This window comes from Thermoactinomyces sp. CICC 23799, from assembly GCF_016055145.1.
GTDB classification, from domain to species: Bacteria; Bacillota; Bacilli; order Thermoactinomycetales; family Thermoactinomycetaceae; genus Thermoactinomyces; species Thermoactinomyces intermedius.
The window spans coordinates 136,409-156,774 of record NZ_JAECVV010000003.1 but is presented as its reverse complement, the minus strand read 5'-3'; the positions used below and the strand labels follow the sequence as shown (position 1 = coordinate 156,774).

Genomic DNA, 20,366 nt, shown 5'->3' with positions numbered 1-20,366 from the left:
AGGAGGGTTCAGATTGGATGTCAAGCAAGCTTCGCCTTTTATCGAATTGCGGCATCAGTTGCATCAAATTCCGGAACCCGGCTTTCAGGAATTCAAAACCCAACAGCATCTGTTGAATTATCTGGAAACCTTGCCAGAACACCGGCGGATCATTCGCACTTGGAAAACGGGCATTTTGGTGAAAGTTCCCGGGAAAAACCCGAAAAAATGCATCGGTTACCGGACGGATATGGACGGGCTCCCGATGGAAGAACAAACTTCCTATCCCTTCGGCTCGCTTCACGAAGGTTATATGCACGCATGCGGGCACGACATGCACATGGCAATCGCTTTGGGCATTTTAACGCATTTTGTCCATCATGAGACGGATGATGACCTACTGTTCATTTTCCAGCCGGCGGAAGAAGGGCCCGGAGGCGCTTTGCCGATGTTAAAAAGCCCCGAATTTAATGAATGGAGACCGGATGTCATCTTTGCGCTTCATGTCGCTCCGGAATATCCGGTCGGAACCATTGCCTTGCGTCCGGGGTTGCTCTTTGCCAATACATCGGAACTTTTCATCGATCTTCACGGGACCGGCGGCCATGCAGCCCGTCCCCATCTGGCCAATGACATGGTCATCGCCTGTGCCCAACTGGTCCAACAACTTCAAACCATTGTTTCCCGCAATTTGGATCCTTTGGATGCCGCCATCATCACGATCGGAAAAATCGAAGCCGGAACGAAACAAAACATTATTGCGGACCATGCGCGTCTGGAAGGAACCATCCGCACCAAATCCATCGAGTCCATGAATTTGGTCAAAAGCCGGATCCGGGAATTGGTCCGGGGCATCGAAACCGGCTTTCAATGCCGGGCGGACATCGATTGGGGATGCAACTACTGCCAAGTCTACAATGATGAAAAATGGACAAAATCCTTCATGGAGTTTGTCGACAAACATACCCCTTACGAGCTCGTGCAATGCGATGAATCGATGGCCGGAGAAGATTTTGGCTACTTTTTAAATGAAATCCCCGGCTTTATGTTTTGGCTGGGGGTGGAGACCCCGTACGGATTGCACCATCCCCAAATGGAACCCCGGGATGAAGCGATTCCCGTCGCCGTTTCAGTCATGACCAAATACCTGGAACACCTGGGCAACCGCCCGCAAACATGATGACATCCTCTGATGAGGATGTTTTTTTTTAGCCCAAAATCGAAAAGAAAGGTTTACCTTTTGATCATCTCAGGGTACTATATAATAGAACAATGTTATGTTATGGAGGTTGCATCGTTGAATAAGCTGATTAAAATCCTGATTCATGCAAGCACTTGGTTTGCACCGGTTCTTCTCCCGCTGATTACTTGGTTAATCGTAAAGGACCGGGACGTCAAACGATTGTCTTTACAAGCTCTTGTCTTTCATGCCATTTTCTTGCCGTTGTTTTTCATCTCCAAAGTTCTTTCCTTTCTAATCATCGGAGTTCCTTTTGCCATTATTTTCGGCATCATGTTGATCTATTTCCCGGTCAAGGGAATTGCTTATGCCTGGTGGGAAAAACCATATGAATACCCTGTTGCCAAATGGTTTATCCATTAAAATAGCGAATTTTTTCCGGCCCGTCCGGTTTCTTGAAAGCACATCATGCCGGACGGTGGTGTGCTTTTTGGCATCAGGCTGCAAACGAACAAAGGCTGCCCGCTCATCTCCGTCCAGGCAGCCTCTTTTTATCGCTCCTCAATCATTAATCGATCGTTGCCGCGTTTGTGAAATAACGCCGGATCAGGGCGTTCCACCTAAACATCGCGATCTTTTCCGGTAATCAGAAACAATCAGCAGGAATGTGGTTGATTCCGACCGTGTGCTCCACTTTCATGACAAAAGCGATTCCTTTTCCGGGTTTGTCCAATTGGCCGCTTTTCATGATCGCATCCAGGACCCGTTCAGTTTTTTTGCGGTCAATCAGCGTCAGAATCACTTCTTTTTCCGGTTCGATGACAATATTGAACAACTTGGCTTTTTCGCGGATTCCAGTACCGCGTCCCTGCAGGATGGTGCCCCCTTCGGCGCCTGCCTTTTTGGAAGCTTCCACGACCTCTTGTGCAAACCCTTTGTTCACGATGGTCACAATCAAATCATATTCAATGTCCGGTTGAGTCATTGTTTTCGTCCTCCTTACGGGATCCGGGTTCAAACAAATGGGAAATCCCGGCGATTTTTTTCGTATCCATGACAAAACCGATCCCGTTTCCCGGCCGGTCGAGCCGCCCCGCTTCTTTCACCGCTTTCAAAATCGGTTGCAGCTTCTCTTCGGGAACCAAGGTCAAAATCACTTCTTTCTCCGGTTCAATGTGAATGCCCAGAAACGACACGCACTCACGGATTCCGCTGCCCCTGGCGAACATCACCGTTCCTCCTTCGGCCCCGGCTTGTTTGGAGGCTCTCACCACCCTTTTCGCCAGCCCTTTTTTCACCACCGTGACAATTAATTTGTGATCAGGTACTTTGCTCATTTTCTTTCTCCTTCCTTCTGTATAAAATCCCCAGAACCAATACAGAAAGGATCGGAGCCAGTGCCACCAGCGAAACCATGCCGAACCCTTCCATCAAAGGGTTCCGCCCCTCAATGACGGTGGCCACGCCAACAACCATGGACAAAATGAAAGTCACGGTCATGGGACCGGTGGCAACCCCTCCCGAATCAAACGCAATCGCTGTGAAACTGTCTTTTGAGAAGCGGGCCAACAAAAACACCAACAAGTATCCCGGAATAATAAAGTACCACAAAGGAATTCCAGCAAGGACCCGTAACATGGACAAAGCCACCGATACGGCAACCCCGATGGATACAGTATATAACATGACCTTTTCCGGAATGGATCCGGTCGACACTTTGTCCACCTGCTGGTTCAAAATTCTTACGGCCGGCTCTGCAAAAGTGGCAGCAAATCCGAGAAACAGCCCGATGGGAACAAGAATCCAGTTATACGAAAGATCCCCGAGAATCAAGCCCATCTGTTCACCGACGGGCATAAAGCCGATATGCACCCCTTGTAAAAAGAAGACCAATCCCAAGAAAGTAATGATAAATCCAACGGCAATATTCCCCACTTTGCGCCAAGGAAGTTTTAAATAAAAGAACTGAAAGAGCAAGAAGATCACAAACAAAGGAGACAATGCAAGGGCCACTTCAACCATGGCATCTGTCAGTCCGTGCAATGGATTGATCATGCATACACCACCCCTAACAACAATACGGAAAGCACCGGGCCGACCGAAGCCAATGCAACCAACCCGAAACCATCCGTGGAGGCACTTTTACCGCCCAGGACGGAAGCCACGCCCACACCCAATGCCATGATAAAGGGAACCGTCATCGGACCGGTGGTGACACCGCCGGAGTCCAGTGCGACCGGAACAAATTCGGTGGGAGCAAATAATGAAAGCACAAAAATAATGGCGTAACCTCCCATCAACAGATACAGAATCGGGATGTTGAAGATCATGCGAAGCATGGCAATTCCCACCGTCATACCCACACCCAATGCCACGGTGGAAATCAAAATGCCTTTGGGAATCGTTCCGCCGGTCACCATATCCACTTGAGAAGCAAGGACAATCACATCCGGCTCAGCCACCGTGGCGGCAAACCCCAAAACCACACTGATGAAAACTACCACACTCAGTTTCCCGGACTTTGACATGGAAGAGCCGATCATTTCACCGATGGGAAGCAACCCGATGTCCACCCCGACAAAAAACAAGAACAATCCCAATCCCACCATGACCACGCCGGTTAAAAACTGCAAAAACACTTCAACAGGCAAACCAATGACCGTGAATTGCAACAAAAAAATCACTGCCGTCATGGGAAGAATTGATAAAAGGACTTCTTTTCCGATCTGTTTGAGTTGATCCAATTCGGATTCCCCTCTCTGTTCATGTTTTGTTGTATGTTGCATTTGGCTTTTTCACAGCAGTCGATTTCGGCCCGGATCTTTTCATCCTTTGAAATTCCAAGGCATTTGAGGTCTTCAGAAAGGGTGGAGTGATATTGAAATACTTTTGGAGAGAAGGGCAAACCTCGTTCATAAGAGCCAAACGTTTTCCGCAAAGAATTCGTGCCGCTTTTCCCGCTCAGGATGATGCGGTAAGCATGTGTACCGGGTTTTTGGGTTTTGGGGGATAAAGAAACAGGTTTTAAATGCCTTGAGGCCGGGAATCTTTATAATGAAACATTGTTATGTTGTGGAGGTTTTGTTTTTGGATAAGAAAGGCATCAAAATTTTGGTTCATGCAAGCACTTGGTTTGCTCCCGTGCTTCTCCCGCTCATTGTCTATCTCATCTTTAAAGATCGGGATTTGAAACGTCTGTCACTGCAGGCCATTGTGTTTCATGCCGTGTTCTGGCTGCTGATTTCCGTCTCTTTTGTGTTTTCGTTTGTTTTGATCGGTATTCCATTTCTTGTTATGTTTTCCATCATGGGTCTTTATTATCCGGTCAAGGGAATGGTTTACGCATGGAAAGAGAAGTACTTTGAGTACCCGGTGGCCAAATGGTTCATTCACTAAACAAAAAAATCCCCCTTTTTCCAAAGGGGGATTTTTTTATAAAAGCCATTTTCCATAAAAAAACCTGCCACCTAAAGTTGTGGCAGGTTTGATCCGGGATCAACCAATGGAGCCTTCCATCTCGTAACGGATTAACCGGTTCATTTCCACCGCATATTCCATGGGCAATTCTTTGGTGAAAGGTTCAATGAAGCCCATGATGATCATTTGTGTGGCTTCGTCTTCGGTCAACCCGCGGCTCATCAGGTAGAACAATTGCTCTTCACTCACTTTGGATACGGTTGCCTCGTGTTCCAACACCACATCATCATTTTTGATTTCATTGTAAGGAATCGTATCCGAAGTCGACTCGTTATCCAAAATCAAGGTATCGCATTTCACATTGGCTTTGGATCCCGTTGCATTTTTTCCAAAGCTGGACAAACCGCGGTAGGTGACTTTTCCACCTTGTTTGCTGATGGATTTGGAAACAATCGTGGAAGTACAGTTTGGTGCCAGTGCCACGACTTTTGCCCCGGCATCCTGATGTTGCCCTTTTCCTGCCACGGCAATGGACAACACATCCGCTTTGGCCCCTTCGCCTTTCATGATGACAGCCGGATATTTCATCGTCAGCTTGCTTCCGATGTTGCCGTCCACCCATTCCATGTGTGCCCCTTTATAAGCAACTGCCCGTTTGGTTACCAGGTTGTAAACATTGGGAGACCAGTTTTGGATGGTCGTGTAACGGCAGCGGGCATTGTCTTTCACGATAATTTCCACCACCGCACTGTGCAACGAATCCGTGCTGTAGATCGGAGCCGTGCAACCTTCGACATAATGGACAAAAGCATCTTCGTCGACAATGATGAGAGTCCGTTCAAATTGTCCCATGTTTTGCGAATTGATCCGGAAGTATGCCTGAAGCGGAACTTCACAACGCACTCCCTTTGGAACATAAATAAAGCTTCCGCCGCTCCACACGGCACTGTTCAATGCGGCAAATTTGTTGTCCGAAGGCGGAACCACCGTTCCGAAATACTCTTTTAACAGCTCCGGATACTCACGAACGGCTGTGTCGGTGTCACAAAAGATCACGCCTTGCTCTTCAAGCTCTTTTTGCATGTTGTGATAAACCACTTCCGATTCATACTGTGCAGAAACCCCGGCCAGGAATTTCTGTTCAGCTTCTGGAATTCCCAGTTTATCAAACGTTTGTTTAATTTCATCCGGTACTTCGTCCCAAGATCTTCCTTGGCGTTCAGACGGTTTTACATAATAAGTGATATCATCAAAGTCGAGATCGTCCAGTTTTCCGGGCAAAAGGGAAAACCATTGGCTGTTTTCGGCATTGGGCAACGGCATTTTGTAAAACTGCTCCAATGCTTTCAAGCGAAACTTGAGCATCCAGTCCGGTTCACCTTTCATGCGGGAAATCTCTTCCACCACTTCCCGGCTCAGCCCTTTTTTCGAACGGAAAACCGAGACATCCTTATCGTGAAAACCGTACTTGTAATCCGACAGATCCGGCAATTGGTTGTTTGTCGTCACGGTTTTCTCCTCCTTATGATTTAGATTCGCGATATTCATTCATCCCTTTTTCAAGTGCTTTCCACGCTAAGGTCGCACATTTGATGCGTGCCGGAAATTTTGCAACGCCGGTCAGCGCTTCAATGTCTTCCAGCGGAAATTTATCCAGATCGACTTCTTCTCCTTGCATCATCCGGGAAAACAGATCAACCAGTTCCAGCGATTCTTCCACGGTCAATCCTTTGACCGCTTCGGTCATCATGGAAGCGGAGGCCAGGCTGATGGAACAACCTTCCCCCAAAAACTTCGCGTCTTGGACCCGGCCGTCTTCAATCCGCATCTGCAAAGAGATTTTGTCACCACAAGTCGGGTTGTTCAGATCGATGGTTATTGCTCCGTCTTCAATTCTGCCCCGATTCTTCGGTTTTTGATAGTGTTCCAAAATCACGCGACGATACAGATCATCCAAAGACATGGCCAAAATACTCCTTCGTTTTGATTAAACCTTCCGCCAACCGGTCGATGTCCGATTCATCATTGTACAAATAAAAGCTGGCTCTTGCTGTTGCCGGTACTTTCAACCAGCGCATCAGCGGCTGGCAGCAATGATGCCCCGCCCTGACGGCAATTCCTTCCGCGTCCAAGACGGTTGCGACATCATGCGGGTGCACTTCACCCAAATTGAAAGTAACCAACCCGATCCGCCCTTCTTTGGGGCCGTAAATGGTGATTCCGTCAATCTGTTGCAACTTGTCATAAGCATAAGCAGCCAGTTTGCGATCGTGCTCTTCGATCCGGTCCATGCCGATGGATTCCAGATAATCAATGGCCGCACCGAGTCCGACCGCTCCGGCAATAATGGGAGTTCCCCCTTCAAATTTCCAGGGCAGCTCTTTCCATGTCGACTCATAATCGCCCACATGATCAATCATTTCGCCACCGTATTCGATGGGTTCCATTTCATTCAGCAAATGCTCCCGGCCGTACAAAACGCCGATTCCGGTCGGACCGCACATCTTGTGTCCGGAGAAAGCGAAGAAATCCACATCCAAATCCTTGACATCCACTTTGATGTGGGGAATGCTTTGCGCGCCGTCCACCACGATATATCCGCCTTTTTGATGGATGTACTCCGCGATTTCTTTGATGGGATGAACCGTTCCCAACACGTTGGACACTTGCTGGATGGCAATGATCCTGGTTTTGTCGGTCACGGCTTGGCGCACCAAATCCATCGTCAGGGAGCCGTCTTCTTTGAGCGGAAAATATTTTAACCGCGCTCCGGTCCATTTGGCCACTTGCTGCCACGGAATCAAATTACTGTGATGTTCAGCCGGAGTGATCAAAATCTCGTCCTCCGGATTCAGCACGGAAGTGGCAAAACTTCTTGCGACCAGATTCAGCGATGTGGTGGTTCCTCTGGTGAAGACAATCTCTTTGGTTGAATCCGCATTGATGAAACGGCGTACCTTTTCACGGGCTCCTTCATAGGCATCCGTCGCTCTGGAACCCAATGTGTGGACACCGCGGTGCACATTGGAGTTGTCCTTTTTATAATAGGCTTCCACCGCTTCAATCACTTGAAACGGTTTTTGTGATGTTGCAGCACTGTCCAAATAAACCAACGGGTGGCCGTTTACTTCCTGATCCAATATGGGAAAGTCTTTGCGGAATTCATTCATGATTTGATTTTCCTTTCAATCAGCCGATGAATCTGTTCACGCAATAATTCTGACGGAATATCCGAAATGATTGCATCCAGGAAACCGTGGATAATCAGTTTCTCTGCTTCCCTTTTGGGAATTCCACGCGACATGAGGTAATACATTTGCAGGGGATCCACTTTTCCCACGCTTGCCGCGTGTCCGGCGACGACGTCGTTTTCATCGATCAACAAAATGGGGTTGGCGTCCCCGCGCGCTTCCGGATGAAGCATCAACACTTTTCCGGATTGTTGCCCGTCCGATTTGCTGGCACCTTTTTCGATTTTGGTAATACTGTTCAAAATGCTCGAGGCTTTATCCGTCATGACGGAACGGGCATTGATAAAGCTTTCGGTATGCCGGTTCCAATGGTAAACCGATGACGTCACATTGGCACTCATCTCACCTGTTCCGAGCACAACCGCCTTCACATCGGCCCGGCTGCCTTCCCCTTTGAGATGGGTAGTATTGTCGGAGACAACCTTTCCGTCGCTCAAATCCGCGATAATCCATTCCAAATGGCCGTCCCGGTCGACCAGTGAACGACGGTAAACCACATTCACCGCAGAAGCACCCAGGTTGCTGATTGTGGTCACCCGGACTTTTGCCTGTGCCCCGACAAATGCCTCGATGACGCTGTTGTTCATGGCCCCCGGTTCATCCGGATCCGAAATAAAGTTGGCCACAAAATCAACACGGCTTCCTTCTTCGGCAACGATCAGAATATGAGGCAGAAGGGCAGCCCCTTCACCGGACAACCAGAATAATCCGTTCAACGGAATTTGCACATCCACATTCTTCGGTACAAACAAGAACACCCCGCCGCTGTAAAGCGCAGCATGAATGGCGGTCAGACGATGTTCGTCTTTCTTCACCCCGTCCGTCATGAAGTATTTTTTGATCAACGGCTCATATTCTTTGGCGGCCGTGCCCAGGTCCGTGAAGACCACGCCTTTTTCACTCAATTCCGCGGACAGTTGCTTGAAAATGACACTGGCGTTTTTTTGCACCACCACACTGGGCTGTTCGCCAAACACAAACTCTTTGACGCCTTCCGGGAGTTCATCCAAAGATTGGACGGGAGCCTCTTCCCGGAAGGGTTCAAACCCGGTGAAGTTCCAACGGCTGATGTTGGTTTGTTGTACTTTGGGCAGTGGAAGTTGGGCAGCTTTTTTGAGTGCATCCAAACGACTTTGAAGCATCCAGGCCGGTTCCTGATTCTTTTGGGATACTTCCGTTACAACATTTTCATCAAAAAGCAATCGGGTATCTGTACTCATCCAAAATCACCAACCTTACGCCTTTTGACCAACGGTTTCGTCTTCAATGCCCAACTCTTCTTTCACCCAGTCGTAACCTTCTGCTTCCAAACGTTCAGCCAGTTCCGGCCCTCCTGATTTCACAATCCGTCCTTGCATAAAGACATGGACATGGTCCGGTTTGATGTAATTCAACAGGCGTTGATAGTGGGTGATCACAATCACGCCCAATTCCGGGCTCAGCATCGAGTTAACCCCTTTGGACACGACTTTCAACGCGTCAATATCGAGTCCGGAGTCCACCTCATCCAAGATGGCAATGCGGGGTTTCAACATCATCATTTGCAAAATTTCGTTCCGTTTTTTCTCCCCGCCGGAGAAACCTTCGTTCAGGTAACGGGTGGCAAACTTCTCATCCATTTCAAGAATTTCCATTTTTTTATCCATTTCACGGATGAACTTCATCAGCGAAATTTCTTTGCCTTCCCCGTTTTTGGCGTTAATGGCGCTGCGGATGAAGTCGGAGTTGGTCACGCCGCTTACTTCAGCCGGATATTGCATCGCCAGGAACAAGCCGGCACGCGCCCTTTCATCCACTTCCATTTCCAAAACATCTTTCCCGTCGAGCGTGACGCTCCCTTGGGTGACCTCGTAACGCGGATGACCCATCAAAGCGGAAGCCAGGGTGCTCTTACCGGTCCCGTTCGGACCCATGATCGCATGAACTTCTCCGCCATTGACTTCCAAATTGACGCCTTTCAGGATTTCTTTCCCATCCACGGATGCATGCAAATCCTTTATTATCAATTTTGGTGCTGTCGACATAGTCTCATCCTCCATCATGTCTTTTGCCCTTGTTTATCTCCTGAACCGCAACGGGTTGTCATCAACCGGAGATATTCCCTCAACACCGCCCGTGTGGACGGCGTGAAAAGAAAAACCAATCAGACAATCACCCTAAATTAAAGTGATTATCACCTGATTCTCATTTCATTTTACTTCACGATCTGGGGTATATCAAGTGAAGATTGGAAATCGTGCGGTTTCAGTCCTGTTCTTTCAATGTGAAGTTATTGGTATTTTTTCTTCATGAGCACAAAACTACTCATAAATATAACATTTCATCGCCGCACATGAAACTTCATTCTCCGGAAAACGGAAAACGGATGCAAACCCTTTCAAAATTGTCGCATTTTCCCGCAAATGCCCCCGAAATCTTTAATTTTCCCTTGCTTTTCAGCCCGTTTTCAGGCAAAATATCTTTAGGAGGTTTTTTTCGGAATTCATCGAAATATTTTGCCTCGGGAGATTTTTTCTGCCATCATCAGGTTGATCATCTTTTTTTATTTCCGCACCTTTTTGAATAAGCGCGTTGGTAGGAGGAATTTTTATGGAAAAAAGCACTTACAGGGTTTCGAAAGAACCATCTTGTATGCCCCCATCTCTCAGCTCTCCGATCGGAATTTACACCAAACCTGCCACAGACACACAATACAAAACCAAAAAGCAACGGTCTTTTTTATTTGGCAACGTGATCATTTCCGAAGAGCCGTCAAACTTCAGCATACCCCTGAAAAAAAAAGATCAAGAACGGTATTTGAACAGCTTCCTTAAAAAAAAATTGCTGCAGCTTTGGAAAAAACATCGCCACATCCTCTCCGTTTCACACCCGTCCGAAGAAAAAACAAACCAGGAAAGAAAACAGATCTACGAAGAATTAAAAATGCTTTTGATCCAATCCTATGAGGAAGATTTCAACATCCCTTTAATCCCGTTCACTTTGTTCGGCTGGTTGCAGTATGTCAAACTCACCGCGCAAATCACGGGCAAAGCCAAAGATGCAAAGCAATGGGATGAATTGGCGCTGTTTTTCCAGCAATGTCACAAAAACCATTTGTTGACCGACCTCTTTGAGCAAAGGCCTGTAAACAAGTCTCTGGATCAATAGGACTGTATGACTATGTGTAATGATAAACAAATGAACAAGGCTTCATTCATTCATCTTTGTATGATTCCATTCAAAAGCAACCTGAATCAGGATGAGATATAAAACGGCAAAACACCGCCCGTCAGGCGGTGTTTTTCATTGGTAAAACTTTTCAGGAACCCTGCAGTTTGTTCATCATCATATATTCTTCTTTAAAATAGTTAATCACTTGTTCCATGATCACTTTTCTCGTCAAAATGCCCACCAACTTCCCTTTCAAATCAATGATCGGGATGTAGGGACGGTTGATCAGCACTTCGAAAGCAAACGAAAAAATGGAATTGGCCAAAATACCTGAATGATTTTTATTCATCGCTTCATTAACCGTATATCCTTTCAATTGCGAAAAATCAATTTCGTTACCTTGGCTGATCTTTAACATAAAATCCAGAATGTCGGTTTTGCTGATGATCCCCTCGACTTGTTCCTGATCATTCACCACGGGCACCGAATTGGTTCCCTTGCGGGTCAGTACCAATAAAGCGCGCTCCAGTGACCAGTCTGTGTGGACAACAACAACCTTTTCCTTCGGAATAATGTAAGGAGTAATCTCGCGTGAAAATAAATAATTGTTTTGATCCCGTTTCTGCATAAGCAAAAACTCCCTTACTCTTGGTAATCCCTCCGGCCATTACCACAGAGTGATAAAGATAAGCCCGATTTCCCGTCAAAATCTTTTCTCTTTTTTGTAATGATAACAGTTCCCCAACCATGTTATCTTGTTCCCGAAACCGCTGTCAACGCTCTTATCACTCTTTTATCCATTCCTTAACCTTATTTTATAACATCGCCGCTGATCCTTGAAATATTACGGCCATTAAAAAACAATCCGGCGATTTGCCGGATTGTCAACCTTAGTGGGAGAGGTTTTGCCCCTGAATCTGGGAGAGGTTTTGTTGGACCAGCGTGGCAGCTTGTGACATCGCCATTCCCCCTCCGAAGGCACTGCTTACACATGCCGCTTCCAGCACCTCTTGTGCGCTGGCTCCCTGGTCACAGGCTCCCTTGGTGTGATAAACAATGCAGTATTCATCATTCGTATAAACGCCGAGTGCCAGCGCGATCAAATGTTTTTCCTTCTTGGACAGGGCGCCGTCTTGAAAGCAAGCTTCCGTGAACGCGTTGTACGTTTCCACCACATGCGGAAGTTGCTCTTGGAGTTGGCCGATTCCTTTTTTATAATCCGTCAGGGATTGCTTGACAAAGTTTTCTTGCATCATTCATCTCTCCTTCCAGGACTAGTTTTCCAGAGAAAAAGAAAAATATACAAATATTCAAATCTGTTTCTGTAACTACAGTTATTATCTTTACATTAAGAAATATATTATTTTAAAATAGAGTAAGATCTTGAACCAATATTGAGAAAGCTTTTTTATAACAGAAAGGAAATGAAAATGGATCAGCAAAAACTACAATTGATCGGCATCATCTTACGCATGGTCAAAGAAATTTATGGAAAAACGATTCATTTGGAAAAGATCTTTCAAGCCAGCAGCGTACATATTTTAGCCCGTGACTTTGATCCGTTTAATGAACTGATTCAAATATTGGAGCTTCCGGATGAAGCCCACACGTTATTTTTGGAACTTGTTCAATTGTATTTGGATGACCAAATGACATTGAACGAGCTTTTGCTGGAATTTGAAAACCAAACCGGCAAAACCAAAGAAGAAGCTCATGCTTAATCCCATGGACTCCCTGCATGCGGAGTCCATGGTGTCCTTTCCCCGTTTCTTTTCATTTGATTGATCACCGCTCTTTCCCCGCCATCCGTCCTCATTGATCCTTGTTTCACCGTTTTGGTGTTTCACACTTAAATTATTATCTGTAAACTTCATCAACAAAAAATGCGATAATAATAAAAGTTTATATCATAACAGAAAGGGTTAACCTGTATGAGTACCTGGTTTCTCATCTCACTGGCCAGTGCCGTTACTTTCGGGTTGTCCGGATTTTTGATGAAAGTCAGTTCAGCCCGAAGCGGGGATGATGACTTTTTGTTATGGGGATTATACTTGACCGGCTCCCTCGGTTTTGGTTGGTGGGCGGTTAAAACCTGTGATATCCGGTTCACATGGCTCAACCTCGTGGCCGGAACTTTGGTGGGGATCGGTTCGGCTTTTGGAAACCTGTTATTTATGAAAGCCCTTTTGATCGGCCCTGCCAGCCTTACATCTCCTTTGGCCAATGCGAACATCCTTTTAACCATGGCCATGGCCATGCTCGTTTACGGCGAGAGCATCACGGTAACCGAAGCGGCCGGTGCATTTCTGTTGATTTCAGCCATCATGCTGTTGCCGGTGGACCCCAATGAAAACTTACGGATCCAAAACAGGCGCTGGTATCTGCTGATTTTCCTGGCCATGTTGTTGTTCTTTTTCAGAAACGGCGGATTAAAGATTACGGAAGAAATGAATCTTTCCAACACATCCATTTTGTTGATCAGCTATTTATTCGGATGGGTTTGGTTCACATGGCAAATTCTCCGCAAGGTGTCGCCGGCCGGGTTTTGCCAAAAAAGCCGTCTCACGGGAATGGTCTGGGGGTTGGGAGCAGGATTTTTTTCATTTGCCGGAATGCAACTCTATGCCATCGCTCTGGATCTTGGCCCTGCATCCATCATTGCCCCGATCTTTTCCACAAACAGCCTGGTGGTTGCGCTGCTATCCATCCTGGTTTTTCGTGAACGCTTATCGCTGATGCAATCCGTGTCTTTGATCCTGTTGTTTGCCGGACTGGTTCTGATCCGCATTTGAATCGGGAAAAAGTTCTCCGGTGGTCCTTCGATTCTTTTCGAACTTTTGTTATTATTAATTCCTACTTATGTATAATCCATGCAAGCAAGGAGATTTGTCTGATGATCGAAATGTTGGCATTGCAAATCCTTCTTTTGATTTTATGTGGTGTCATCCATTATGTTTGTTTCTTTCTTTTGGATACCCGGTTTCGGGAAAAAGCGTTTTTGACCATGAAAATCATGCTGTATGTATCGCTTGCCGTGACCGTTCTCCATGTGATCTTCGTTCCCACTTTCGACGCCAAAATGATGTCCGTGTTTTCGCAATCTTTATGGATCATGATGACTTATGAACCTTTGGTTTTTCCATCCCCCCGGTCCCGGCACCGGGTGTGGCCCGTCAGTGAAAAGTTTGGAAAAAAAATCATGTATCCCAACCTGGTCATTTTTTTCATCACCTTTTTGTACGCCTTGAAAGCCGGCTACATCACCGGTGAGTGACCGGATTCGCCGGGCGGATCTTCTTCCTTTTGGAACCGGGATCCCGAACTGCCCGGATCTTTCAGCGCCATTTTTAACCGGCATCCTTACGCAAAGGAGTTCATGACCGATGAAAGCACCCGATTTTTCCCTTCCCGATTTAAACGGAAACATCCATCAACTGAGCGATTACCAGGGCCGGATAGTCTGGCTTGAGTTTTGGACGACCTGGTGTGCGGCTTGCCAGGAGGCCCTGGCCAAAAAAGAAATTTTTTACCGATCTTTAAAAACCAACCAGGTCGCTTTTCTCACGATCCATGTCTCCGGGCGCGAACCCGATCCGGACCGGGTATACCAATTTGTCAAAGAAGCCGGTTTTCATTTTCCGGTGCTGCGCGACCATGGCACCCGGACCTACGATGCTTACCGTCTCTCCTCGGTTCCCACCGATGTCCTGATCACACCGGAGGGCGAAATTCACGGCATTTATGACGAAACGGTCCCCTTCACCACCGTCATTCAAGAATTGGGAGTTCTCCTCTCCCCTGAATCTTCATCATAAAAAAGCGCCGGTTTTTCACCGGCGCCTTTTTCATCCGACATGAAATTCCCTTTTTCAAATGTTTGTTTATACCGTCATCGTTTGCCGAAGACATTTTCTTAAATTTTCCCGGTAGGGCGGACGGATCACACCGTACTCCGTGATGATCGCGGTGACATACTCCGCGGGCGTCACATCAAAAGCGGGATTATAGACACGGACCCCTTCGGGAGCAGTCGGCTTGCCCCAGCCGCTCACGATTTCCTCCGCCGGCCTCTCTTCAATCGGGATCCCGTCGCCCGTTTCCGTCGCCAAGTCAATCGATGAAGAAGGGGCTGCCACATAAAAAGGGATTTGGTGAGCCCTGGCCAGGACAGCCAAGCTGTACGTACCGATTTTGTTGGCAACATCCCCGTTGGCCGCAACCCGGTCCGTTCCGACAATGACCGCCTGAATCTTTTCTTGTTTCATCACGGCCCCCGCCATATTGTCACAAATCAGTGTGACGTCAATTCCCGCCTGCATCAACTCATAGGCGGTCAGCCGCGATCCCTGCAACACCGGCCGTGTCTCGTCGGCATACACTTTGAGGTTCCATCCCTTCTCCCGGGCGAGATACAGCGGAGCCAAGGCGGTCCCGTACGCACCGGTGGCCAGCCCTCCGGCATTGCAGTGAGTGAGGATGCCCATGCCGTCGTGCAAAAAAGGCAGCAGATGCTCCCCGATTTTCCGGCACACCCTCACATCCTCTTCATGAATGGCTTTCGCTTCTTCCCATACTGCCTGCCTCAAAACGGATACCGGTCTCCCTTTGAACGATTCCACCTTGGTTTTCACCCGGTTTAAGGCCCATGACAAATTCACCGCGGTCGGCCTGGCCGAACTCAAATAGTCAACCATCCGTTCCAGCTCGGAGAAGAATATTTCTTCCCGCCCGGTGACGTGGCGCACGCCGAGATACAAACCGTAAACAGCGGCGATGCCGATGGCCGGCGCCCCCCGCACAGCCAATGTGACAATCGCATCCCAAACCTCTTCCGGGGTATAAAGGTGCAAATAAACGGTTTCACGGGGAAGCTTTCTTTGATCCAGCAAAACCAGATGGTCGTTTTCCCAAAAAACCGATTGCGGATGGGGAATTGTGTAATCCTGCTTCATTTCACCGTCAACCCTTCCCCGGCTTCCCGGGCAATCCGGATCAGGTCAGCCGCTGAATGTACCAAATGACGCTGCAGCACCAATTGCCGCCCGATTTCCAAAGCCCTGGTTTCCGCTTCGGCGCGGACAGCCGTGTCTTCGATCGATTCCAAATCCACCACGGGAGCCAAACCAATCACACGCCGCATCATTTTACAACCGGCAAAGCCCGCCGCATCCTGAAGCACCTGGTACAATACATCATCCACATAGCCCGGTACGGACCACATTTCATCTTTGACATGCTCTTTCCAAAGTGCCCGAAACGTTTGTTCAAAGCCGCTCCAAATTTTTTCGGCGGTTTCCAGCAGCCAGTTTTGGTAGGTTTCCCTCTGCTTCCGGTCCCGGGTGTGCGCTTCATGGGAAACAAAAGAAAGGAAGAGATTGGCGATCACAGCCCCCACGTCAAAGCCGATGGGCCCGTAGTAAGCAAATTCCGGATCAATCACTTTGGTGCTGTCTTTTTTCACCATGACGGAACCGGTGTGAAGATCCCCGTGCAGCAAAGCTTGTGCCCGGGTCATAAAACTTTCTTTCAAATGGGCAATTTCTTTTTTCAGGCGGGCATCGTTCCAAATCGCTTCCACCGTTTCCCGGATCAAAGAGTTGAATGAATTGGTTTCGGCATCATAATAAGGATCAGTAAACACCAAATCCTCCGTGATCTTACACATTTCCGGATTGATGAAGCGGCGGACCTTCTCCTTTTTTTCCCTGACATCCAGGTAGTATTCCGAAGTGAAAAAGAGCGTTTGAGCCAGATATTCCGCCAAATCCTCCGCCAACCGGGGATACACCTCTCCTTTGATCAGCCCTTTCCGCAAAATGATGTGATCGGACAAGTCTTCCATCACGGTCAAAGCCAATTGATCATCGTAGAAATAAACGCGAGGCACCAAATCCGGCACCCGTCGGGCCGCCAGCTTCAAGGCTTCTGCCTCGATGCGGGACCGCTCCAGCGTCAACGGCCATGACTCCCCGACCACCCTGGCATACGGAAGCGCCTGTTTGAAGATGAGGCTCCGTCCGGACGAACGGTCAGCAATGCGAAAGACCAAATTGAGATTTCCGTCGCCGATTTCCCTGCAGTCCAGCTCTGCACCGGGGGCAAACCATTCTTTTTTCGAGCGGGCATATTGCACCGCATCTTCTTCCGTCAAAGGTTTATAATTTTCAAACATCGGTTGTTTCCTCCTTCCTCCGGGAAGTCCCGCACACAGGGCGAGACACCGTCAAGCCGTGAACTCCGGATCTTGATAAGGATGAGCCACCCATCCGGACGGATCGATAAACAGACGCACGGCCACCACTTTCCGGTTCTCCATCAACGTGAAAAAGTGAGGGGTGTTTTCCGGCACGGAGATCACATCTCCGGGAGAAAGCTCCACATCAAAATAACCGGTTCCTTCTTTTCCTTTAATCGTGAAAATCCCGTTTCCCGAGACGATGGCCCGCACTTCGTCTTCCGAATGGGTATGCACATTTTCAAACTTCTTCAAAAGCTCATCCAGATTTTCAGTCGCTTCGGACAACGCCACCACATCCCATTGGACATAGCCGTTTCGCTTGGCGAGCGATTGGATTTCCTCTTGGTAGGCCTTGAGAATCTCTTCTTGCTCTTCCTCATTCAACACAAACTTTTCCCTGAGATGTTCCGGAAGTTTCTCTGTCGGCCATTGTTCATACAACACGCCCTGTTCTTCGAGAAAGGAACGGACTTCTTCTGATTCCAACCGTTTTCCCGAATTTCTGATGTAAATTTGCGCCATGTGAAAAACCCCTTTCCGTCGGTCTATTGATTTAAAAGCTGAAGCTTCACCTGATACTCAAACAAAAACTCAAAAGCTTCCAAATGACGTTTGGCAGCAAATATGCTGTCACCCCATGCATAAATACCGTGATTGCGGATCAAAACCGCAGGAACCCGCGGGTCGGTCACTTCGCGGACTGCTTGGGCCAAGTCGGGAATCGAGGCATGATTGGGGACAATCGGCACCCGGATCACGGCTCCTTCCTCCCAGATGTTCAACGCCTTGATAATTTCATGCCCTGAAAAAGAAACATACCCGGCATCCCCGCACTGCTCCGAAATGAGATTATTATGAACAGTATGAATATGGAAGATTGCACGGCAGTCTTTTATTTTTTGATAAATCGCCGTGTGAACCAAAGTCTCAGCCGAAGGTTTAAGCCGGGTCGGAAACGCCGGTTTCCCCTCCCGGTCCACCAGCAAAAAATCCTCCGGGGTATGGACGGTCTTATCTTTTCCGCTGGCCGTAATCGCAATCAGATCCGGCTCCCCCTCTTGGACGTCCATCCGGACCGAAAGGTTTCCGCTGGTGGCCGGAAACCATCCCCGACGGGCAAAAAGCTCTTTGATCTTTCGCAATTCCTCAAAAGCCTCTTCCACCTTTTCCATTTCCACCCGGATCCGTTCAGGATGTTCCAGTCGTGTCAAATTGTTTGCACCTCCCATGGCCCCGATGATGGCTCAAAATTTCGATCACATCATAAAACGTGTCAAAAGGCTGGTGATTCAGCCCCTGCTTACGGCATTGTTCCAGCAAAAAGTCCCGGGCAATCGTAAAATCAGCCAGTTTGGCAGCGGCCAAATCGGTAATGCTGTCTCCGATCACAATCCGTTCATACTCCTTTTCATCATAAGAACGGATCACACTGGTTTTGCACATGCCGCAGTCCCCGTCACAATGCTCGTCACAGGGATGCGGCCAGACAATGCGAATTGTCTCCCCGCTGAAATCACTGCCATTGCAAAAAATGTCTTCAGCGGGAATCGCAAAGCGGGTCAAAATCGGGTACACGAAGAAGTCGATCCCTCCGCTGGTGATCAACAGCCGGATATCATTTGCCCGGCAAAAGCGGATGAAATCTTCAAACCCGGGGCGGATTTCCGCCTGATCCACGGCGTAACGCACAATCTCTTCTTTTTTTGCCGTGGAAAGAAGCGAAAACATTTGCCCCACCCCCTGCCGGATACTGATGCGCCGGGCGAGGATGTCGTCTTTCAGCGCTTCCCAGCCGGGCGGGTCAAAATGCTTGAAAAGGTTGACGATGTTATCCTGATTGGTGATTGTTCCGTCAAAATCACAGAAAATCACCTGTTTCAACGAAGACGTCATGTGATACTCCCCCATTTGTCCAACGCCTGCTTTAATTCCGGGGAATCTTGGGCCGCTTCTTCCAACGGACGCCCTTTTACCGCAGCGCCGATCGCTTCGACAAATGCTTTTCCCCCTGCCGTCGAGCCTTGCGGATGGCCGTGAATGCCCCCGCCTGCATTGACAATGAGATCCGTTCCAAAATCCCGCACCATGGCCGGTACCAACCCCGGATGAATGCCTGCCGACGGGGCCGGTAGGGATGGCCGGTGAACGGTGGAAGGTTGACGCAAGTTTTCAGCCACTTGGAGCGCATCCTCTTTCGGCATGGCCACCGAACCATAAGGCGAAGGATACAACACCATGTCCGCCCCTGCCCATCGCAACAATTTTCCCAACAGCAGCGGCGAACTCAAACCGTAATCATCAGAGGCGCAAACCGCTCCCGCAAAAGCCGGGTGAGCCATGACCGGCACATGGATATCGGGATCCTCTGCCAACCGGTGGAGAATATCCAGCCCGTAAGGAACCGCGTTTAAGAGGAAACAGTCCGCCCCTTGTTCTGCCAAACGCTTGGCTTTGTCGGCCAGTTGTGTCACCGGGCCGGTCAGGTTGACCGCATACCAAGTTTTTTTCCCGGTCCGTTCTTCCTTCTCCCGGTTGATCCTTTTGAAAATGCGGACTCTTTCTTCGGCAGGTGCATAATCCTCCCGGAAGAAAATCTCATCATCTTTGACCAGATCCACCCCGCCATCCAATTGTTGTTGATAAGCTTCCTCCAACTCATCCAATGTCATGCCGATGCATTGTTTAAAAATGCTCATCAACAGCGGACGGCCGGATACATCCAACTTTTGGCGGATGCCTTCGATTCCGAATTTGGGGCCGGGAAACGCGTCCAAAAACGAATCGGGTGCTTCAATATCCAAGCACTTGATTTTTCCGTCCAAAGACAACTTGCCGAACACCGTGGTCAAAAGAGCGGGAAAATCCGGTGTCAGATTGCGGAGCGGATACCCGATTTTGCAAAGGGCACGCGGTTCTCCGTCCTTTCCCGGTGCCAGCCCGGTCACCTCAATCACTTCACCGAGATGGGCCGCCATCTGTTTTTTCCGGGTCTCCGGCAACTCCGTCCAAGTTCCCGCCGTCAAACCGACAGCAATGCTTTTGGCTTTTTTGTGGAAATCATGCTTCCCCTGAATCAGATAGGTCGCAATGATATACTCCCGATCGGTTGCCACTTGCCATCACCATCCCTCAATCAATGATGCTTTACCAT

Annotated in this window: 25 protein-coding genes and 1 pseudogene; 8 read left to right on the top strand and 18 right to left on the bottom strand. The window is 48.4% G+C overall.

Going from position 1 to position 20,366, the window contains the following annotated elements:
* Window positions 1-13 precede the first annotated feature (13 nt).
* Window positions 14-1,159: an N-acetyldiaminopimelate deacetylase gene (locus I8U21_RS05135; protein ID WP_232333994.1), complete on the top strand. Its 1,146-nt coding sequence runs from the start codon at window positions 14-16 to the stop codon at window positions 1,157-1,159.
* Window positions 1,160-1,276: 117 nt separating this feature from the next.
* The gene (locus tag I8U21_RS05130; protein WP_232333995.1) at window positions 1,277-1,582 is read left to right on the top strand and encodes a magnetosome magnetite crystal formation protein family; all 306 of its coding nucleotides are present in this window, start codon (window positions 1,277-1,279) and stop codon (window positions 1,580-1,582) included.
* A 223-nt stretch (window positions 1,583-1,805) separates the two neighbouring features.
* On the opposite strand, the gene I8U21_RS14925 is transcribed toward I8U21_RS05130, so the two are convergent.
* The 5 genes and pseudogenes from I8U21_RS14925 to I8U21_RS15270 form a co-directional block, all read right to left on the bottom strand.
* The gene (locus I8U21_RS14925; RefSeq protein ID WP_181732215.1) at window positions 1,806-2,144 is read right to left on the bottom strand and encodes a P-II family nitrogen regulator; all 339 of its coding nucleotides are present in this window, start codon (window positions 2,142-2,144) and stop codon (window positions 1,806-1,808) included.
* The gene (locus tag I8U21_RS14920) at window positions 2,125-2,496 is read right to left on the bottom strand and encodes a P-II family nitrogen regulator (protein WP_232337522.1); all 372 of its coding nucleotides are present in this window, start codon (window positions 2,494-2,496) and stop codon (window positions 2,125-2,127) included. Before I8U21_RS14920 ends, I8U21_RS14925 begins: the two co-directional genes overlap by 20 nt.
* Window positions 2,480-3,214 (bottom strand): DUF1538 domain-containing protein, encoded by a 735-nt coding sequence (locus I8U21_RS05120; RefSeq protein WP_181732213.1) that lies wholly within the window; start codon window positions 3,212-3,214, stop codon window positions 2,480-2,482. Before I8U21_RS05120 ends, I8U21_RS14920 begins: the two co-directional genes overlap by 17 nt.
* Window positions 3,211-3,903, bottom strand: a complete 693-nt coding sequence (locus tag I8U21_RS05115) for a DUF1538 domain-containing protein (protein ID WP_181732212.1) — start codon at window positions 3,901-3,903, stop codon at window positions 3,211-3,213. The genes I8U21_RS05120 and I8U21_RS05115 overlap by 4 nt, the downstream gene beginning before the upstream one ends.
* Window positions 3,904-3,962: 59 nt before the next feature.
* A pseudogene (locus I8U21_RS15270) lies at window positions 3,963-4,139 on the bottom strand (site-specific integrase); the annotation flags it as partial.
* Between the two features lie 107 nt (window positions 4,140-4,246).
* On the opposite strand from I8U21_RS15270, the gene I8U21_RS05110 reads away from it, so the two are divergent.
* Entirely contained in the window at window positions 4,247-4,555 is a 309-nt protein-coding gene (locus tag I8U21_RS05110; RefSeq protein ID WP_181732211.1) for a DUF4870 domain-containing protein, read from the top strand.
* A 99-nt stretch (window positions 4,556-4,654) separates the two neighbouring features.
* On the opposite strand, the gene sufB is transcribed toward I8U21_RS05110, so the two are convergent.
* Genes sufB through sufC form a run of 5 tightly spaced genes read right to left on the bottom strand, consistent with a single transcriptional unit; the run spans window position 4,655 to window position 9,851 of the window.
* Complete coding sequence (gene sufB / locus I8U21_RS05105) at window positions 4,655-6,085, bottom strand: Fe-S cluster assembly protein SufB (RefSeq protein WP_309544830.1); 1,431 nt, start codon at window positions 6,083-6,085, stop codon at window positions 4,655-4,657.
* A 13-nt stretch (window positions 6,086-6,098) separates the two neighbouring features.
* Window positions 6,099-6,539 (bottom strand): Fe-S cluster assembly sulfur transfer protein SufU, encoded by a 441-nt coding sequence (gene sufU / locus I8U21_RS05100; RefSeq protein ID WP_220215033.1) that lies wholly within the window; start codon window positions 6,537-6,539, stop codon window positions 6,099-6,101.
* The gene (locus I8U21_RS05095; protein ID WP_198053419.1) at window positions 6,526-7,746 is read right to left on the bottom strand and encodes a cysteine desulfurase; all 1,221 of its coding nucleotides are present in this window, start codon (window positions 7,744-7,746) and stop codon (window positions 6,526-6,528) included. The genes sufU and I8U21_RS05095 overlap by 14 nt, the downstream gene beginning before the upstream one ends.
* Entirely contained in the window at window positions 7,743-9,047 is a 1,305-nt protein-coding gene (gene sufD, locus I8U21_RS05090; RefSeq protein WP_198053418.1) for a Fe-S cluster assembly protein SufD, read from the bottom strand. Before sufD ends, I8U21_RS05095 begins: the two co-directional genes overlap by 4 nt.
* A 15-nt stretch (window positions 9,048-9,062) precedes the next feature.
* Window positions 9,063-9,851 carry a Fe-S cluster assembly ATPase SufC gene (gene sufC / locus I8U21_RS05085; protein WP_181732207.1) on the bottom strand — a complete coding sequence of 263 codons (789 nt, stop codon included), beginning with the start codon at window positions 9,849-9,851 and terminating at the stop codon, window positions 9,063-9,065.
* A gap of 565 nt (window positions 9,852-10,416) precedes the next feature.
* Here sufC and I8U21_RS05080 point away from each other — a divergent pair.
* The gene (locus I8U21_RS05080) at window positions 10,417-10,974 is read left to right on the top strand and encodes a hypothetical protein (RefSeq protein WP_181732206.1); all 558 of its coding nucleotides are present in this window, start codon (window positions 10,417-10,419) and stop codon (window positions 10,972-10,974) included.
* Window positions 10,975-11,125: 151 nt separating this feature from the next.
* Here the strand turns inward: I8U21_RS05080 and I8U21_RS05075 are convergent, their stop codons facing one another.
* Entirely contained in the window at window positions 11,126-11,605 is a 480-nt protein-coding gene (locus I8U21_RS05075; RefSeq protein WP_198053417.1) for a CBS domain-containing protein, read from the bottom strand.
* Window positions 11,606-11,867: 262 nt separating this feature from the next.
* Entirely contained in the window at window positions 11,868-12,233 is a 366-nt protein-coding gene (locus tag I8U21_RS05070; RefSeq protein WP_037994793.1) for a carboxymuconolactone decarboxylase family protein, read from the bottom strand.
* 174 nt (window positions 12,234-12,407) lie between these two features.
* Between I8U21_RS05070 and I8U21_RS05065 the strand changes: the two genes are divergently transcribed.
* The 4 genes from I8U21_RS05065 to I8U21_RS05050 all read left to right on the top strand — a co-directional run bounded on the left by I8U21_RS05065 (window position 12,408) and on the right by I8U21_RS05050 (window position 14,792).
* On the top strand, window positions 12,408-12,698 hold the full coding sequence (locus I8U21_RS05065; RefSeq protein WP_181732204.1) for a hypothetical protein: 291 nt from the start codon (window positions 12,408-12,410) through the stop codon (window positions 12,696-12,698).
* A 210-nt stretch (window positions 12,699-12,908) separates the two neighbouring features.
* Window positions 12,909-13,769, top strand: a complete 861-nt coding sequence (locus I8U21_RS05060; RefSeq protein ID WP_198053416.1) for an EamA family transporter — start codon at window positions 12,909-12,911, stop codon at window positions 13,767-13,769.
* A 101-nt stretch (window positions 13,770-13,870) separates the two neighbouring features.
* Window positions 13,871-14,251, top strand: coding sequence for a hypothetical protein (locus I8U21_RS05055; protein WP_181732202.1), 381 nt, complete (start codon window positions 13,871-13,873; stop codon window positions 14,249-14,251).
* Window positions 14,252-14,360: 109 nt separating this feature from the next.
* A complete protein-coding gene (locus I8U21_RS05050; protein ID WP_181732201.1) occupies window positions 14,361-14,792 on the top strand; it encodes a TlpA disulfide reductase family protein in 432 nt (143 codons plus the stop codon).
* A gap of 66 nt (window positions 14,793-14,858) precedes the next feature.
* Here the strand turns inward: I8U21_RS05050 and mtnA are convergent, their stop codons facing one another.
* The 6 genes from mtnA to I8U21_RS05020 are packed head-to-tail and all read right to left on the bottom strand — an operon-like array spanning window position 14,859 to window position 20,328.
* Entirely contained in the window at window positions 14,859-15,929 is a 1,071-nt protein-coding gene (gene mtnA, locus I8U21_RS05045) for an S-methyl-5-thioribose-1-phosphate isomerase (RefSeq protein ID WP_181732200.1), read from the bottom strand.
* Window positions 15,926-17,149, bottom strand: a complete 1,224-nt coding sequence (gene mtnK, locus I8U21_RS05040; RefSeq protein ID WP_198053415.1) for an S-methyl-5-thioribose kinase — start codon at window positions 17,147-17,149, stop codon at window positions 15,926-15,928. The genes mtnA and mtnK overlap by 4 nt, the downstream gene beginning before the upstream one ends.
* A gap of 51 nt (window positions 17,150-17,200) precedes the next feature.
* A complete protein-coding gene (locus tag I8U21_RS05035) occupies window positions 17,201-17,737 on the bottom strand; it encodes a 1,2-dihydroxy-3-keto-5-methylthiopentene dioxygenase (RefSeq protein WP_181732198.1) in 537 nt (178 codons plus the stop codon).
* A gap of 23 nt (window positions 17,738-17,760) precedes the next feature.
* On the bottom strand, window positions 17,761-18,387 hold the full coding sequence (gene mtnB / locus I8U21_RS05030) for a methylthioribulose 1-phosphate dehydratase (RefSeq protein WP_232337529.1): 627 nt from the start codon (window positions 18,385-18,387) through the stop codon (window positions 17,761-17,763).
* A 16-nt stretch (window positions 18,388-18,403) separates the two neighbouring features.
* The gene (locus I8U21_RS05025) at window positions 18,404-19,108 is read right to left on the bottom strand and encodes a 2-hydroxy-3-keto-5-methylthiopentenyl-1-phosphate phosphatase (protein WP_269747559.1); all 705 of its coding nucleotides are present in this window, start codon (window positions 19,106-19,108) and stop codon (window positions 18,404-18,406) included.
* Window positions 19,105-20,328: a 2,3-diketo-5-methylthiopentyl-1-phosphate enolase gene (locus I8U21_RS05020; RefSeq protein ID WP_198053413.1), complete on the bottom strand. Its 1,224-nt coding sequence runs from the start codon at window positions 20,326-20,328 to the stop codon at window positions 19,105-19,107. The genes I8U21_RS05025 and I8U21_RS05020 overlap by 4 nt, the downstream gene beginning before the upstream one ends.
* Between the last annotated feature and the right edge of the window lie 38 nt (window positions 20,329-20,366).

What these genes read in the sequence shown, in the direction of transcription:
- I8U21_RS05025 (WP_269747559.1), bottom strand. Translation starts at nt 19,108, where the DNA reads ATGACGTCTTCGTTGAAACAGGTGATTTTCTGTGATTTTGACGGAACA.
- mtnB (WP_232337529.1), bottom strand. Translation starts at nt 18,387, where the DNA reads ATGGAAAAGGTGGAAGAGGCTTTTGAGGAATTGCGAAAGATCAAAGAG.
- sufU (WP_220215033.1), bottom strand. Translation starts at nt 6,539, where the DNA reads ATGTCTTTGGATGATCTGTATCGTCGCGTGATTTTGGAACACTATCAA.
- I8U21_RS14920 (WP_232337522.1), bottom strand. Translation starts at nt 2,496, where the DNA reads ATGAGCAAAGTACCTGATCACAAATTAATTGTCACGGTGGTGAAAAAA.
- I8U21_RS05120 (WP_181732213.1), bottom strand. Translation starts at nt 3,214, where the DNA reads ATGATCAATCCATTGCACGGACTGACAGATGCCATGGTTGAAGTGGCC.
- I8U21_RS05095 (WP_198053419.1), bottom strand. Translation starts at nt 7,746, where the DNA reads ATGAATGAATTCCGCAAAGACTTTCCCATATTGGATCAGGAAGTAAAC.
- I8U21_RS05055 (WP_181732202.1), top strand. Translation starts at nt 13,871, where the DNA reads ATGATCGAAATGTTGGCATTGCAAATCCTTCTTTTGATTTTATGTGGT.
- I8U21_RS05070 (WP_037994793.1), bottom strand. Translation starts at nt 12,233, where the DNA reads ATGATGCAAGAAAACTTTGTCAAGCAATCCCTGACGGATTATAAAAAA.
- I8U21_RS14925 (WP_181732215.1), bottom strand. Translation starts at nt 2,144, where the DNA reads ATGACTCAACCGGACATTGAATATGATTTGATTGTGACCATCGTGAAC.
- mtnA (WP_181732200.1), bottom strand. Translation starts at nt 15,929, where the DNA reads ATGAAGCAGGATTACACAATTCCCCATCCGCAATCGGTTTTTTGGGAA.
- I8U21_RS05075 (WP_198053417.1), bottom strand. Translation starts at nt 11,605, where the DNA reads ATGCAGAAACGGGATCAAAACAATTATTTATTTTCACGCGAGATTACT.
- mtnK (WP_198053415.1), bottom strand. Translation starts at nt 17,149, where the DNA reads ATGTTTGAAAATTATAAACCTTTGACGGAAGAAGATGCGGTGCAATAT.
- I8U21_RS05050 (WP_181732201.1), top strand. Translation starts at nt 14,361, where the DNA reads ATGAAAGCACCCGATTTTTCCCTTCCCGATTTAAACGGAAACATCCAT.
- I8U21_RS05035 (WP_181732198.1), bottom strand. Translation starts at nt 17,737, where the DNA reads ATGGCGCAAATTTACATCAGAAATTCGGGAAAACGGTTGGAATCAGAA.
- I8U21_RS05065 (WP_181732204.1), top strand. Translation starts at nt 12,408, where the DNA reads ATGGATCAGCAAAAACTACAATTGATCGGCATCATCTTACGCATGGTC.
- sufC (WP_181732207.1), bottom strand. Translation starts at nt 9,851, where the DNA reads ATGTCGACAGCACCAAAATTGATAATAAAGGATTTGCATGCATCCGTG.
- sufD (WP_198053418.1), bottom strand. Translation starts at nt 9,047, where the DNA reads ATGAGTACAGATACCCGATTGCTTTTTGATGAAAATGTTGTAACGGAA.
- I8U21_RS05080 (WP_181732206.1), top strand. Translation starts at nt 10,417, where the DNA reads ATGGAAAAAAGCACTTACAGGGTTTCGAAAGAACCATCTTGTATGCCC.
- I8U21_RS05060 (WP_198053416.1), top strand. Translation starts at nt 12,909, where the DNA reads ATGAGTACCTGGTTTCTCATCTCACTGGCCAGTGCCGTTACTTTCGGG.